The sequence below is a fragment of the Sphaerotilus microaerophilus genome, assembly GCF_023734135.1.
Taxonomy (GTDB): domain Bacteria; phylum Pseudomonadota; class Gammaproteobacteria; order Burkholderiales; family Burkholderiaceae_C; genus Sphaerotilus; species Sphaerotilus microaerophilus.
This window is the reverse complement of the sequence record NZ_AP025730.1, coordinates 4257255-4273217: the sequence shown is the minus strand read 5'-3', so window position 1 is coordinate 4273217 and position 15963 is coordinate 4257255. Positions and strand designations below refer to the sequence as shown.

The window sequence follows — 15963 nt, the reverse complement described above, 5'->3', positions numbered from 1 at the left end:
CGCCTCGCCCGGCCGTCGGCCGGGATCTGAGGGTGCTTGCTTCGAAGCCGCCAGAGACCTTGTCGTCGCCGGCGGCTTCTTGTTTTCGGGCGGCCGCCTGGCCTGCTGAACGTTCAGCGCCCGGGCCGCCGCCGCCAGGCCTTCTCGATTTCCACTGCCGCCATCACGACCGCGGCGCCCAGCACGCAGAGTCCCAATTCGGCCGGGCTCAAGGCCTGGGTGTGGAAGATCGCCTGCAGCGGCGGCAAGTAGATCACCGCCAGTTGCAGCAGCAGCGTGAGCGCCACGGCAGCGGTGAGTGCAAGGTTGCTGCGCAGGCCAAGACGCCACAGCGGCACCGTCTCGGAGCGGATCACCAGCACATGGCCCATCTGGCCCAGGGTGATCGAGGTGAACACCATCGTCTGCCAAGCGGGGTTCTGCTGCGCCAGCGCCCATGCCTGCACGCCCAGGCTGAGGCCGCCCATCAGCAGGCCCACCCACAGCGCGTGCTGCCACAGGCCGTGGGCGAACAGCGTCTCCTGCGGCGGTCGGGGCGGGCGCTGCATGACGCCCGGCTCGGCGGGCTCCTGCGCCAGGGCCAGGCCCGGCAGGCCGTCCGTCACGAGGTTCACCCAGAGGATGTGGATGGGCAGCAGCGGCAGCGGCATGCCCAGCAGCGGGGCCAGGAAGAGCAGCCAGATCTCGGCCGAGTTGCCCGTGAGCGCATAGCGCACGAATTTGCGGATGTTGTCGAAGATGCGCCGGCCCTCGCGCACCGCGGCGACGATGGTGGCGAAGCGGTCGTCCAGGAGCACCAGCGCGGCGGCCTCGCGGGCCACGTCGGTGCCGCTGCGGCCCATGGCCACCCCGATGTCGGCGCGCTGCAACGCGGGCGCGTCATTGACGCCGTCGCCGGTCATCGCCACATAGGCGCCGCTCGACTGCAGCGCATCGACGATGCGCACCTTCTGTGCCGGGTCGACGCGGGCGTAGACGCGGCAGGACGGGGCCATCGCCGCGAGCTGGGTGTCGTCCAGCCGGGCCAGCTCCGGGCCAGTCAGCACCAGCGCCCGGTCATGGGGGGAGGCGGTCCGGTCCTCGACGATGCCCAGCTGGCGGGCGATCGCCAGCGCCGTGGCGGGGTGGTCGCCGGTGATCATCACCGGGGTGATGCCCGCGGCACGGCACTGCGCCACGGCCTGGGCCGCCTCGGGGCGGGGCGGGTCGATCAGGCCGATCAGGCCGAGAAGCTCCAGTTGCGCCTCGGCCTGGTTGCAGTCGAGCTGGCGCAGCGTGTCCAGCGTGGTCTCGGCCGGCCAACGCCGCTGGGCGAAGGCCAGGACACGCAGGCCCTGGCTGGCGAGGCCCTGTGCGAGCGCCATCCAGGCGCCGCGCTGGACGCCAGGCTCCGAAAGCAGGTCTTCAGGCTGGTTGGCGTGGGCGGCGTCGCCTGGCAGCGAGGGAAAGCTGCTGCACAGGGGCAGCACGCCCTCGGGCGCCCCCTTGGTCACCAGCAGCCAGCCGCTGTCGCGGTGGCGCGGGTGCAGCGTGCTCATGCGCTTGCGCTCGGCATCGAAGGGCCATTCGTGCGCGCGGGGCAGGCGTTCGCGCAGTGCCGCCAAGTCGTAACGGCCGGTGGCCGCCGCAGCGGCGACCAGGGCCGTCTCGGTCGGATCGCCGAGCCAGCCCTCCGATTCGGCGACGTCTTTGGCATCGGGGCGAGGATGGGCGTCGCTGCACAGGATCACCGCACGCCACAGTGCCGCTTCGGCGGTGCGCGTGGGCGTGGGGAGGTCGTCGGGCAGCAGGTGGATGCTTGCCACGCGCATGCGGTTCTGCGTCAGGGTGCCGGTCTTGTCCGAGCAGATCGTGCTGACCGAACCCATCGTCTCGACCGCCGGCAGGCGCTTGACCAGCGCGTTGGCCTGCGCCATGCGGCGCGCGCCCAGCGCGAGCAGCACCGCCACCACCGCTGGCAGGGCTTCGGGGATCGCCGCCACGGCCAGTGAGATCGCTGTCAGCGCCATCAGCAGCGGCGGCTCGCCGCGCAGCAGGCCAAAGGCAAATACCACCGCACAGATCACCAGCACCACCAGTGACAGCCGCTTGCCCAGGCCCGACAGGCGCTGCTGCAGCGGCGTGCTGCGCTGATCCGTGCGGTCCAGCAGGACGGCCACCTGGCCCAGCTGGGTGGCCGCACCGGTTGCCACCACCAGCCCCTCGCCGCGGCCCTGCGTGACCAGCGTGCCGCGGAAGGCCAGGTTGAGCCGGTCGCCCACCGGGTGCTCGCCATCGGGGTGTGCCGCCAGGGCCGCGCTGTGCTTGTCCACTGGCACGGATTCACCGGTCAGCGCCGCTTCATCGACGCGCAGCCTGGCGGTGTCGTGCAGGCGCAGGTCGGCCGGCACCAGGTTGCCGGCTTCGATCAGTACCACGTCGCCAGGCACCAGTTCATGGGCGGCCACGGGCTGGGCCTGGCCGTCGCGGCGCACCAGCGCCATGGGCGTGCTCAGGCCGCGCAAGGCGGCCAGGGCCTGGTCGGCCCGGTATTGCTGGAACAGGCCCACCGCGGCATTCAGCAGCACGATCAGCAGGATCACGATCGCGTCGGTGCGCTCACCCATCGCCCAGGCGACCGCGGCAGCGGCGAGCAGGGCCAGGATCATGAAGTCGCCGAAGGCCTCGGCCAGCCGGCGCCACCAGCTCACCGGGCGCGCCTCGGGCAGCTCGTTCGGGCCGTGCAGGGCCCTGCGATCGGCCACTTCCTGCCCGTGCAGGCCGCGGCTGGGGTGTACCTGCAGGTGGGCAGCCACGTCGGCCGAGCTCATCAGGTGAGGCCGGGCTGGCACAAGCGGCGGCACACCGGAGGTGCCGCTGCGGTGGTCGGCGGCTTCTGGCGGTGTATCGGCGGTGGCGGGGCGGGCGGTGGTGGGCGTGGGATCCAGGGCCATGGTCGGCGGGGTTCGGTCGCTGGGCCGCGTGGCGGCCGGGCAGGGTGCTGGAAGTATCCTCGCTGTCCGGTTGGTGTTCAGTCCTGCCTGATCAAGCGTCCTCCCTTTGCTGCAGGCCTGTCACGTTCGGGGCCTCGTCGTGCGGCGCTATGCTCGGTGCCGGGATCACCGCGGGAGCGCATGGCCATGTTCCACGTGTACGGTTTGGCCGGCAGGTCGGCCTGGGTGGGTCAGGATCTGCTGGAGCCTGTGCGCCCGGTGGAGCGCAGTCGAGCGATCGACCCCCCGATGCCGGGCGAGGCGGCGTTGCAACCGTCGGCGCAGCGAATCTCCGCGCTGCATGCCTACGCCGGGGAGAGCGGCGACACGCCCGTACCGCCACGGCGTGTGCGCCTGGCCGGCGAGATCATGGCCCGGCCTGCCATCTGCGTGGGCATCGATGCCCCTCTGGTGGAAATCTGGGGTGAGCTGGAGCGGCGTGCCGTGCGCCAGCTGCTGGTGACCGACGCGCAGGGGGCGTTGGTCGGCCTGGTGTCCCGGCACGATCTGCTCGGTCCCGCCTGGCCCACGCTGCTGGGCGAGCATCTGGCTGGCGTTGCCGCTGGTGCCGATCTGGGCAATGCGCGCCTGCTGGCGGCGATGCAGCGCGGTGTGCAAAGCTGGCGGGAACGGTCCGGCCGCACGGCAGGGCAGTTGCTGCGCAGCCCGATTCCGGCCGCCCAGCCCGACACCGAGCTGCGCCGGATCGCCGCCGTGCTGGTCGACACCGGCCTGCCCGGGGTGCCCGTGGTCGACGCCCAGGGCCATCCCTTGGGCTGGGTCGGCCGGCGCGAGTTGCTGTTCGCCGTGGCCACCGACCCTCCGCTCGATCTCTGGGGCTGAATGCCCTGGGGTGAGAAATCTGCACAGATTGCGGCGCCATTCCCCCTTGAGCGGGCGGGTTGGTGATTGCCAACAAACGTGTGCGCCATGTTGTAATCTGCTGATGCACTGTAAGATTTGTTCAATTCCTGAGATCGAACTTCGCACTTTTGGTGTGGCTCGACCGGAGGCATGCGACTGATGACACGGTGAGGCGGCTCGGGCAGGTCTCCAGACCTGTCGGGGGCGGCGTCGATCCATGGTGGCTGAAGCAGGCCGCTGTGCGGTGGCTCAGGTTGGCGACCAGTTGAAACTATTTGATGCGGATGGCGCTGCGGTGGATTTCACGGCACCGGGCTGCAGGGGCCTGGGCTGTCGTGCCAGGTCGGCCGTCATCCTTGCCGCCACGGCCGTGGGGGCGCCGACGAAGCGATACAAGGCTGACGATGGGTGACTTCGGATCTTGGGTGCGTTGGGCTGGACGCCGGTTGCACACTCTGTGTTTTGCCTCGCGCTGTCTCGTCCTGGCTGCGATGGGCTGGTTGGCCGTGGCGCCCTTCGGGTCGTCGGCCGAGGCCGCGTCTTTCGTGTGGTCGTCGTGGGCTTGCCAGTCTGCGGACTGCACGCAGGTCGGCAGCGTGACCCGCTACAGCAACGTGATCGCCGCCGGCGATCTGGCTGCAACGGGCAACCGCAACCGCGACCTGCTGGTCACGGTCGTGAGCCTGCGTGGCGGCGCGACGGTCAGTCAGGCGCCCAGCTACACCACCGGCGCCAGCTACTTCGAGGGGCAGGTGATGCTGCCCAACCTCGCGAGCAACGCATCCCAGGTGGTGTTCCGGCTGGATTTTGTGACGGTGGGGGGAACGGCCGCGGATCCGATCGATGTGCCGGTGTACTTGCGCAGCATCGACACCGATGGCAACCTGAGTTCGATCACCGGTGGGGTGACGGAGCGCATCGAGTACATGCCGCCATCCGTCACGGTGATTGCCGGGTCCCAGCTCGAGTCGGCGACAGCCTACGACGGCGGTGTGGCTTTCAGAGCAAAGGTGTGTACCACCGCGGACGCCTTGATCGGTTGTTCGGCCGTCGGCAATTACCCGACCTATTCGCTCGCGACCGCCCCCGCATCCGTGGCAGCAGAAGCCAATTACAGCGCCGGGGTCTCGTCAATGACCTTTGCGTTCGGGGGAGAAATCCCTGCGGCCGGTTCGGGTGGGACCGCGTACCTGCCCCGCCTGTTCGGCATGCAGGGCGGCATCCTCGTGGCACCGAACATGACGGCGGCCGTGACGATCGCCCCGACGGTGGCCGGTCCGGGTTCGACCGTGAACGGCAGCTTGGTTTGCACGAACCGGGGAACGTCGGCAGCCACCAGCGCCACCTGCACGGCCAGCGCGCTGGACAGCGCTGGCGCGGCCGTGGCGGTCACGGTCGGCGCCTGCACGGCCAGCAGCGGCAGCGCGGCCAGCCTGCCGGCGAGCGCGACGCTGAGCTGCCCGATCAGCTACACCCAGCCGGGCACGGCCAACAGCGGCACCAACGCGGCGCCCACCGGCGTCACGGTGACCGCGACCACCAGTGCCGCCAACGAACCGGCGGGCAGCACGGCGGACAACAGCGCGACTGACAGCGTGGACACGATCGACGCGATCGACGACACGGCGGTCAGCACCCCGGCGGGCACGGCCACCAGCGTGAGCGTGCTCGGCAACGACCAGGTCGGCACCGTGCTGGCCAGTACCAGCAACGTCACGCTCAGCCAGATCAGCCTGCCGGCAGTGGCCGGCCTGAGCTTCAGCACGACCACCGGCACGATGGCCGTCACGGCCGCGACGCCGGTGGGCAGCTACGTGCTGACCTACCAGATCTGCAGCAACCCGGCGCAGACCCCGGCGGCCTGCGACCAGGCCACGGCGACGATCAACGTCACCGCCGGCCCCAACATGACGACGGTGGTGGCCATCGCCCCGACGATCGCCGGCCCGGGCGCGAGCGTCAGCGGCAACATCACCTGCACCAACAGCGGCGGCGGCGCAGCCACCAGCGCCACCTGCACGGCCAGCGCGCTGGACAGCGCTGGCGCGGCCGTGGCGGTCACGGTCGGCGCCTGCACGGCCAGCAGCGGCAGCGCGGCCAGCCTGCCGGCGAGCGCGACGCTGACCTGCCCGATCAGCTACACCCAGCCCGGCACGGCCAACAGCGGCACCAACGCCGTGCCCACCAGCGTCACGGTGACCGCGACCACCAGTGCCGCCAACGAACCGGCGGGCAGCACGGCAGACAACAGCGCGACCGACAGCGTGGACACGATCGACGCGATCGACGACGCGGCGGTCAGCACCCCGGCGGGCACCGCCACCAGTGTGAGCGTGCTCGGCAACGACCAGGTCGGCACGGCGTTGGCCAACACCGGCAACGTCACGCTCACGCAGGTCAGCCTGCCGAGTGTGACCGGGCTGAGCTTCAACACCGCCACCGGCGTGCTCAGCAGCAGCGCAGCCACCCCGGTGGGCAGCTACGTGCTGACCTACCAGATCTGCAGCAACCCGGCGCAGACCCCGGCGGCCTGCGACCAGGCCACGGCGACGATCAACGTCACCGCCGGCCCCAACATGACGACGGTGGTGGCCATCGCCCCGACGATCGCCGGCCCGGGCGCGAGCGTCAGCGGCAACATCACCTGCACCAACAGCGGCGGCGGCGCAGCCACCAGCGCCACCTGCACGGCCAGCGCGCTGGACAGCACCGGCGCGGCCGTGGCGGTCACGGTCGGCGCCTGCACGGCCAGCAGCGGCAGCGCGGCCAGCCTGCCGGCGAGCGCGACGCTGAGCTGCCCGATCAGCTACACCCAGCCGGGCACGGCCAACAGCGGCACCAACGCGGCGCCCACCAGCGTCACGGTGACGGCCACGACCAGCGCGAGCAACGAGCCCTCAGGCAGCACGGCAGACAACAGCGCGACCGACAGCGTCGAGACCCTCGACGCGATCGACGACGCGGCGGTCAGCACCCCGGCGGGCACGGCCACCAGCGTGAGCGTGCTCGGCAACGACCAGGTCGGCACGGCGCTGGCCAGCACCAGCAATGTGACGCTCAGCCAGATCAGCCTGCCGGCAGTGGCCGGTCTGAGCTTCAGCACGACCACCGGCACGATGGCCGTCACGGCCGCGACGCCGGTGGGCAGCTACGTGCTGACCTACCAGATCTGCAGCAACCCGGCGCAGAGCCCGGCGGCCTGTGACCAGGCCACGGCGACGATCGACGTCACCGCCGGCCCCAACATGACGACGGTGGTGGCCATCGCTCCGAGCGTGGCCGGCCCCGGCGCGAGCGTCAGCGGCAGCATCACCTGCACCAACGCCGGCTCGGCCGCAGCCACCAGCGCCACCTGCACCGCCAGCGCGCAAGACAGCACCGGCGCGGCCGTGGCGGTCACGGTCGGCGCCTGCACCGCTTCGAGCGGCAGCGCAGCCAGCCTGCCGGCGAGCGCCACCCTGAGCTGCCCGATCAGCTACACCCAGCCGGGCACGGCCAACAGCGGCACGAACGCCGTGCCCACCAGCGTCACCGTGACGGCCACCACCAGCGCCGCCAACGAACCGGCGGGCAGCACGGCAGACAACAGCGCGACCGACAGCGTCGAGACCCTCGACGCGATCGACGACGCGGCGGTCAGCACCCCGGCGGGCACGGCCACCAGCGTGAGCGTGCTCGGCAACGACCAGGTCGGCACGGCGCTGGCCAGCACCAGCAACGTCACGCTCAGCCAGATCAGCCTGCCGGCAGTGGCCGGCCTGAGCTTCAACACCGCCACCAGCACGATGGCCGTCACGGCCGCGACGCCGGTGGGCAGCTACGTGCTGACCTACCAGATCTGCAGCAACCCGGCGCAGAGCCCGGCGGCCTGCGACCAAGCCACGGCGACGATCGACGTCACCGCCGGCCCCAACATGACCCCGGTGGTGGCCATCGCTCCGAGCGTGGCCGGCTCGGGCGCGAGCGTCAGCGGCAGCATCACCTGCACCAACGCCGGCTCGGCCGCAGCCACCAGCGCCACCTGCACCGCCAGCGCGCAAGACAGCACCGGCGCCGCCGTGGCGGTCACGGTCGGCGCCTGCACCGCTTCGAGCGGCAGCGCAGCCAGCCTGCCGGCGAGCGCCACCCTGAGCTGCCCGATCAGCTACACCCAGCCGGGCACGGCCAACAGCGGCACGAACGCCGTGCCCACCAGCGTCACCGTGACGGCCACCACCAGCGCCGCCAACGAACCGGCGGGCAGCACGGCAGACAACAGCGCGACCGACAGCGTCGAGACCCTCGACGCGATCGACGACGCGGCGGTCAGCACCCCGGCGGGCACCGCCACCAGCCTGAGCGTGCTCGGCAACGACCAGGTCGGCACGGCGCTGGCCAGCACCAGCAATGTGACGCTCAGCCAGATCAGCCTGCCGGCAGTGACCGGGCTGAGCTTCAACACCGCCACCGGCGTGCTCAGCAGCAGCGCGGCCACGCCGGTGGGCAGCTACGTGCTGACCTACCAGATCTGCAGCAACCCGGCGCAGAGCCCGGCGGCCTGCGACCAGGCCACGGCGACGATCAACGTCACCGCCGGCCCGAACATGACCCCGGTGGTGGCGATCGCTCCGAGCGTGACCGGCCCGGGCGCCAGCGTCAGCGGCAGCATCACCTGCACCAACAGCGGTGGCGGCGCAGCCACCAACGCCACCTGCACCGCCAGCGCGCAAGACAGCACCGGCGCAGCCGTGGCCGTCACGGTCGGAGCCTGCACGGCCAGCAGCGGCAGCGCGGCCAGCCTGCCGGCGAGCGCGACGCTGAGCTGCCCGATCAGCTACACCCAGCCGGGCAGCGCCAACAGCGGGACCAACGCCGTGCCCACCAGCGTCACCGTGACGGCCACCACCAGCGCGGCCAACGAACCGGCGGGCAGCACGGCAGACAACAGCGCGACCGACAGCGTCGAGACCCTCGACGCGATCGACGACGCGGCGGTCAGCACCCCGGCGGGCACCGCCACCAGCCTGAGCGTGCTCGGCAACGACCAGGTCGGCACGGCGCTGGCCAGCACCAGCAATGTGACGCTCAGCCAGATCAGCCTGCCGGCAGTGACCGGGCTGAGCTTCAACACCGCCACCGGCGTGCTCAGCAGCAGCGCGGCCACGCCGGTGGGCAGCTACGTGCTGACCTACCAGATCTGCAGCAACCCGGCGCAGACCCCGGCGGCCTGCGACCAGGCCACGGCGACGATCGACGTCACCGCCGGCCCCAACATGACCCCGGTGGTGGCCATCGCCCCGACGATCGCCGGCCCGGGCGCGAGCGTCAGCGGCAGCATCACCTGCACCAACAGCGGCGGCGGCGCAGCCACGAGCGCCACCTGCACGGCCAGCGCCCTCGACAGCACGGGCGCCAGCGTGGCCGTGACGGTCGGCGCGTGCACCGCATCGAGCGGCAGCGCAGCGAGTCTGCCGGTGAACGCTACCCTGACCTGCCCGATCAGCTACACCCAGCCGGGCACGGCCAACAGCGGCACGAACGCCGTGCCCACCAGCGTCACGGTGACCGCGACCACCAGCGCGGCCAACGAACCGGCGGGCAGCACGGCGGACAACAGCGCGACCGACAGCGTCGAGACCCTCGACGCGATCGACGACGCGGCGGTCAGCACCCCGGCGGGCACCGCCACCAGCCTGAGCGTGCTCGGCAACGACCAGGTCGGCACGGCGCTGGCCAGCACCAGCAATGTGACGCTCAGCCAGATCAGCCTGCCGGCAGTGACCGGGCTGAGCTTCAACACCGCCACCGGCGTGCTCAGCAGCAGCGCGGCCACGCCGGTGGGCAGCTACGTGCTGACCTACCAGATCTGCAGCAACCCGGCGCAGACCCCGGCGGCCTGCGACCAGGCCACGGCGACGATCGACGTCACCGCCGGCCCCAACATGACCCCGGTGGTGGCCATCGCCCCGACGATCGCCGGCCCGGGCGCGAGCGTCAGCGGCAGCATCACCTGCACCAACAGCGGCGGCGGCGCAGCCACGAGCGCCACCTGCACGGCCAGCGCCCTCGACAGCACGGGCGCCAGCGTGGCCGTGACGGTCGGCGCGTGCACCGCATCGAGCGGCAGCGCAGCGAGTCTGCCGGTGAACGCTACCCTGACCTGCCCGATCAGCTACACCCAGCCGGGCACGGCCAACAGCGGCACGAACGCCGTGCCCACCAGCGTCACGGTGACCGCGACCACCAGCGCGGCCAACGAACCGGCGGGCAGCACGGCGGACAACAGCGCGACCGACAGCGTCGAGACCCTCGACGCGATCGACGACGCGGCGGTCAGCACCCCGGCGGGCACCGCCACCAGCCTGAGCGTGCTCGGCAACGACCAGGTCGGCACGGCGCTGGCCAGCACCAGCAATGTGACGCTCAGCCAGATCAGCCTGCCGGCAGTGACCGGGCTGAGCTTCAGCACGACCACCGGCACGATGGCCGTCACGGCCGCGACGCCGGTGGGCAGCTACGTGCTGACCTACCAGATCTGCAGCAACCCGGCGCAGACCCCGGCGGCCTGCGACCAGGCCACGGCGACGATCAACGTCACCGCCGGCCCGAACATGACCCCGGTGGTGGCGATCGCTCCGAGCGTGACCGGCCCGGGCGCCAGCGTCAGCGGCAGCATCACCTGCACCAACAGCGGTGGCGGCGCAGCCACCAACGCCACCTGCACCGCCAGCGCGCAAGACAGCACCGGCGCAGCCGTGGCCGTCACGGTCGGAGCCTGCACGGCCAGCAGCGGCAGCGCGGCCAGCCTGCCGGCGAGCGCGACGCTGACCTGCCCGATCAGCTACACCCAGCCGGGCACGGCCAACAGCGGCACGAACGCCGTGCCCACCAGCGTCACGGTGACCGCGACCACCAGCGCGGCCAACGAACCGGCGGGCAGCACGGCGGACAACAGCGCGACCGACAGCGTCGAGACCCTCGACGCGATCGACGACGCGGCGGTCAGCACCCCGGCGGGCACCGCCACCAGCCTGAGCGTGCTCGGCAACGACCAGGTCGGCACGGCGCTGGCCAGCACCAGCAATGTGACGCTCAGCCAGATCAGCCTGCCGGCAGTGACCGGGCTGAGCTTCAACACCGCCACCGGCGTGCTCAGCAGCAGCGCGGCCACGCCGGTGGGCAGCTACGTGCTGACCTACCAGATCTGCAGCAACCCGGCGCAGACCCCGGCGGCCTGCGACCAGGCCACGGCGACCCTCAACGTGACCTCACCTCCCGACATGGCCGCGGTGATCAGCGGCCTGCCGAGCCAGGTTCGCCCGGGCCAGGTGGTCAACGGCTTGACACTGACCTGCACCAACCTGTCCACGAGCACCAGCGCCACGGCGGCAGTCTGCGCGCTGGGCACGGTGACGGGAGCGACGGCGAGCACGCCGGTGTGCAGCCCGACGCCGGGCGGCAACGTGGCGGCGGGAGCGGCCATCGTCTGCAGCTTCAACCTGACGGTCAACGGCAACCAGGGCGGAGCCGACGAGCCGACCACCAGCGTCAGCGTGGCGGGCAGCACCGGGGCGAGCAACGACAGCAACCCGGCGAACAACAACGCGGCGGCCAGCGCGACGGTCATCGACGCGGTGGACGACAGCGCCGCCCACCCCGGCGGCAGCAAGGGCCAGAGCAGCAACCTGGCGACCAACGACCAGTACCCGTCAGGCAGCGTGTTCAGCATCGTTGCGGGCGGCAGCTGCGCCAACCCGGGCGTGAGCGGCAGCGGCACGGCGACCTACGACGTGCCGAACACCGGCAGCTGCACGGTCAACTACCAGGTCTGCGCCCCGAGCCCGAACCAGGGCACCTGCGACACTGCCACCCTGACCGTCACGGCGCAGAGCGCGGACATGGCCGCGGTGATCAGCGGCCTTCCGAGCCAGGTTCGCCCGGGCCAGGTGGTCAACGGCTTGACACTGACCTGCACCAACCTGTCCACGAGCACCAGCGCCACGGCGGCAGTCTGCGCGCTGGGCACGGTGACGGGAGCGACGGCGAGCACACCGGTGTGCAGCCCGACGCCGGGCGGCAACGTGGCGGCGGGAGCGGCCATCGTCTGCAGCTTCAACCTGACGGTCAACGGCAACCAGGGCGGAGCCGACGAGCCGACCACCAGCGTCGGCGTGGCGGGCAGCACCGGGGCGAGCAACGACAGCAACCCGGCGAACAACAACGCGGCGGCCAGCGCGACGGTCATCGACGCGGTGGACGACAGCGCCGCCCACCCCGGCGGCAGCAAGGGCCAGAGCAGCAACCTGGCGACCAACGACCAGTACCCGTCGGGCAGCGTGTTCAGCGTCGTTGCGGGCGGCAGCTGCGCCAACCCGGGCGTGAGCGGCAGCGGCACGGCGACCTACGACGTGCCGAACACCGGCAGCTGCACGGTCAACTACCAGGTCTGCGCCCCGAGCCCGAACCAGGCCACCTGCGACACCGCCACCCTGATCGTGACGGCGCAGAGCGCGGACATGGCCGCGGCCATCAGCGGCCTGCCGAGCCAGGTTCGCCCGGGCCAGGTGGTCAACGGCGTGACGCTGACCTGCACGAACGTGTCGACGAGCAGCAGCGCCACGGCGGCAGCCTGCGCGCTGGGCACGGTGACGGGAGCGACGGCGAGCACGCCGGTGTGCAGCCCGACGCCGGGCGGCAACGTGGCGGCGGGAGCGGCCATCGTCTGCAGTTTCAACCTGACGATCAACGGCAGCCAGGGCGGGGCCGACGAGCCGACCACCAGCGTCGGCGTGGCGGGCAGCACCGGGGCGAGCAACGACAGCAACCCGGCGAACAACAACGCGGCCGCCAGCGCGACGGTCATCGACGCGGTGGACGACAGCGCCGCCCACCCCGGCGGCAGCAAGGGCCAGAGCAGCAACCTGGCGACCAACGACCAGTACCCGTCGGGCAGCGTGTTCAGCATCGTTGCGGGCGGCAGCTGCGCCAACCCGGGCGTGAGCGGCAGCGGCACGGCGACCTACGACGTACCGGCCAGCGGGACCTGCACGGTCAACTACCAAGTCTGCGCCCCGAGCCCGAACCAGACTACCTGCGACACCGCCACCCTGATCGTGACGGCGCAGAGCGCGGACATGGCCGCGGTGATCAGCGGCCTGCCGGCCGTGCTCAGCCCGGGCCAGGTGGTGGCCGACGTTGCACTCACCTGCCGCAATGCGGCTGGCGGCGCGGCAGCAACGTCGCCGACCTGCGTGCCGAACGCCAGCGTCGGTCGCATCAGCGCGGTCACCTGCGCCCCGGTGGCGCCGGCAACGCTGGCCTCTGGCGAGGCAATTGTCTGCCGCTTCAGCTACACCGCGCCGGGCGTACCGGGCGGGACGGCGGAGGTCGATACCAGCGTCACGCTCACCGGCACCACGGGTGCGCTCAACGATGCCGACCTGGCCAACAACACCGCAACGGCCAGCGCGAAGCTGATCGACGCAGTGGACGACGGCCTGGTCACGGTGGCATCCACCGGCGGCGCGATCGACGTCTGGCCGAACGACCGGGTGGGCGGCGTGGTGGCGAGTGTGCCAGCGGTGACGGCGACGCTCACCGACGCTGGCGGGCTGGTGGGTGTGAGCCTGGACGCCAGCGGGCGCATCCAGGTGCCCGCTGGTACGGCATCGGGCCGCTATGCGCTGAGCTACCGGCTGTGCAGCGTCGAGCTCGCCACGGCCTGCGACACCGCCACCCTCACGGTGCAGGTGCAGGGCGCGCCGGACCTGGTGGTCGCCAAGACGCACAGCCCGGCGGTGTTCACCGAGGGGGGACGTGGGCACCTACACCATCGTGGTGTCCAACCGCGGTGACGCGGCCAGCAGTGCGAGCTACACCGTCGTCGACCGCCTGCCGGCTGGCATGACGGTCGCGGCCGTGCCCACCGGCAGCGGTTGGGACTGCAGCGCGACGCTGCTTGGCAATGCAGTGGCCCGTTGCACCCGCAGCGAAGTGATTGCGGCGGCCAGCGGCGCTGTGGCGACGCGTGCGCCCGACATCACCCTGCTGGTGGACGTGGCCGCGGGCGCCTGCCGCTCGCCCGATGCCAGCGGCACCTGCACGATCGCTGCCGGCACTGCCCTCGTCAACCAGGTCGCGGTGACTGGTGGCGGCGAGCCCGATCTGCCCACGCACACGGGCAACAACGGCGCGACTGACCCGACGCCCGTGCAGCAGGCCGGCGCGGTGAGCGGTCGGGTGTGGATCGACCAGAACCACAACCGCGTATTCGACGGCGGCGACAACGTGCTGGCCGGTATCGTGGTCGAGGTGCTCGATGCCAGCGGCAGGTTGGTGGCCACCACGCGCAGCGCCGCCGATGGCAGCTACCGCGTCGATGGCCTGACGCCTGGCAACGGCTACTCGGTGCGCTTCCGCGATGCGGTGAACGGCGCCTACTACGGCCGGCCGATCTCGGCCGACCCGGCGGGTGGCAACGACCCGAGCGCCGACCCGTCCAGCGGCGTGGTGCCGGGCGGGGTCATCCAGGGCATCACCATCCCGGCGGGTGGACGCACGCGCACCAACCAGAACCTGCCGCTGGATCCGGCCGGCGTGGTCTACGCCGCCGACACGCGCCAGCCGCTGGCCGGTGCGAAGGTGGAACTGCTGACCGCTGCAGGTGCCCTGGTGCCGACCCAGTGCGTGGTAGGGGGTATCAACGCCGTCACCACCACGGTGGGCACAGGTGGCATCGACGGCGGCTACAGCCTGCTGCTGAACTCGCCGGTGCCGGCGGGCTGCCCGGGCACGGCCGAGTACCAGCTGCGGGTGACGCCGCCGGCCGGCTACGCGCTGAGCAGCGAGATCCCGCCCGCAGCGGGTGCACTTGCCATCCCGGGGGGGTGCAGCAATGCGGCATTTGGTGGGGTGTGCACGGTGCAGGCGCAGAACGCTGCACCCACCGGCAGCCAGTCCACGGTGTACTACCTGCGCATGCCGCTGAACCCGACCGCCGGGCCGGACGTGGTGAACAACCACATCCCGCTCGACGCCGCGGTGCGTCCGGCGCTGTTCGTCACCAAGACCGGCGACCGCAGCCGTGCCGAGGTGGGCGACTCGATGCGCTACACCATCACGGTCAAGCGCAGCGACAGTGGCGTGGGCGTGCTCAACACCATCGAGCTGGTCGACACGCTGCCCGCGGGCCTGCGCTACATCGACGGCACCGCGCAGCTCGACGGCGTGACGCTCACCGACCCGACTGGCAAGCCGGGCCCGGTGCTGCGCTTCACGCTCAAGGCGATGGCGCCGGGCGCGCAGCAGGTGCTGAGCTACCGGGTGCGCGTGGGTGTGGGGGCGCAGCAGGGCACCGGCATCAACCGCGCCCGGGCCACCAGCCAGCCGGGCGGCAACTGCACCGCGGCGCGCGGCGAGGTGTGCTCTAACGAGGCGCAGCACCGCGTGCAGGTGACCGGCGGCGTCTTCGCCAACGAGGCCTGCGTGGTCGGCAAGGTCTACAGCGACTGCAACCACAATCACATGCAGGACGCGGAGGAGCCCGGCATCCCCGGCGTGCGCCTGTACCTGCAGGACGGCACCAGCTTCGTCACCGACGTGGAAGGCAAGTACAGCCACTGCGGCCTGCCGCCACGCACCCACGTGCTGGTGGTTGACCAGACCACGCTGCCGCGCGGCAGCCGCCTGGTCACCAGCTCCAGCCGCAACGCGGGCGACGCGGGCAGCCTGTTCCTCGACCTGAAGAACGGCGAGCTGCACCGGGCCGACTTCATCGAGGGCAGCTGCTCGCCCACCGTGACCGAGCAGGTCAAGGCGCGGCGCGCGCGCGGCGACACCGGCGCACTCGACACCGAGAAGCAGGGTGGCCGGGTGCTGAAGTTCGACGGCAAGCGCGTCACCGCGCCGCAGCAGGCGACCGACAGTGCCGACCAGCGTGGCGATGCGGCCGGGCAGGGCGAGCCTGGGGCCGTCAAGCCTCGGCGCGACGGTGGCAAGGCGCCACCGTCCGACCCCGGCCAGACGGCCACCGGCCAGACTCTGAACACCCCGGTGTCGCAGACGCCGACCTCGTCCGGCGCCACCCAGCCGCCGGCCCGTCAACCGTGAACCAGGAGGGCGCAGCATGAGCAAGCACATGTCCCCGTCC

At 71.8% G+C, this 15963-nt stretch carries 4 protein-coding genes; 3 read left to right on the top strand and 1 reads right to left on the bottom strand.

Annotation, left to right across the window (positions count from 1 at the left end; genetic code table 11):
• Positions 1 to 113 precede the first annotated feature (113 nt).
• The gene (locus tag NGK70_RS18195; protein ID WP_251969899.1) at positions 114 to 2933 is read right to left on the bottom strand and encodes a cation-translocating P-type ATPase; all 2820 of its coding nucleotides are present in this window, start codon (positions 2931 to 2933) and stop codon (positions 114 to 116) included.
• 186 nt (positions 2934 to 3119) lie between these two features.
• Here NGK70_RS18195 and NGK70_RS18190 point away from each other — a divergent pair, with 186 nt between their 5' ends.
• The 3 genes from NGK70_RS18190 (at position 3120) to NGK70_RS18180 (ending at position 15923) form a co-directional block, all read left to right on the top strand.
• A complete protein-coding gene (locus NGK70_RS18190; RefSeq protein WP_251969898.1) occupies positions 3120 to 3815 on the top strand; it encodes a CBS domain-containing protein in 696 nt (231 codons plus the stop codon).
• 617 nt (positions 3816 to 4432) lie between these two features.
• Complete coding sequence (locus tag NGK70_RS18185; RefSeq protein WP_251969897.1) at positions 4433 to 13669, top strand: hypothetical protein; 9237 nt, start codon at positions 4433 to 4435, stop codon at positions 13667 to 13669.
• Positions 13632 to 15923, top strand: a complete 2292-nt coding sequence (locus NGK70_RS18180; protein WP_251969896.1) for an SdrD B-like domain-containing protein — start codon at positions 13632 to 13634, stop codon at positions 15921 to 15923. The genes NGK70_RS18185 and NGK70_RS18180 overlap by 38 nt, the downstream gene beginning before the upstream one ends.
• The last annotated feature ends 40 nt before the right edge of the window (positions 15924 to 15963 follow it).

Excerpts from the sequence above, each read along its gene's own strand:
- NGK70_RS18195 (WP_251969899.1), bottom strand. The coding sequence starts at position 2,933 with ATGGCCCTGGATCCCACGCCCACCACCGCCCGCCCCGCCACCGCCGAT.
- NGK70_RS18190 (WP_251969898.1), top strand. The coding sequence starts at position 3,120 with ATGTTCCACGTGTACGGTTTGGCCGGCAGGTCGGCCTGGGTGGGTCAG.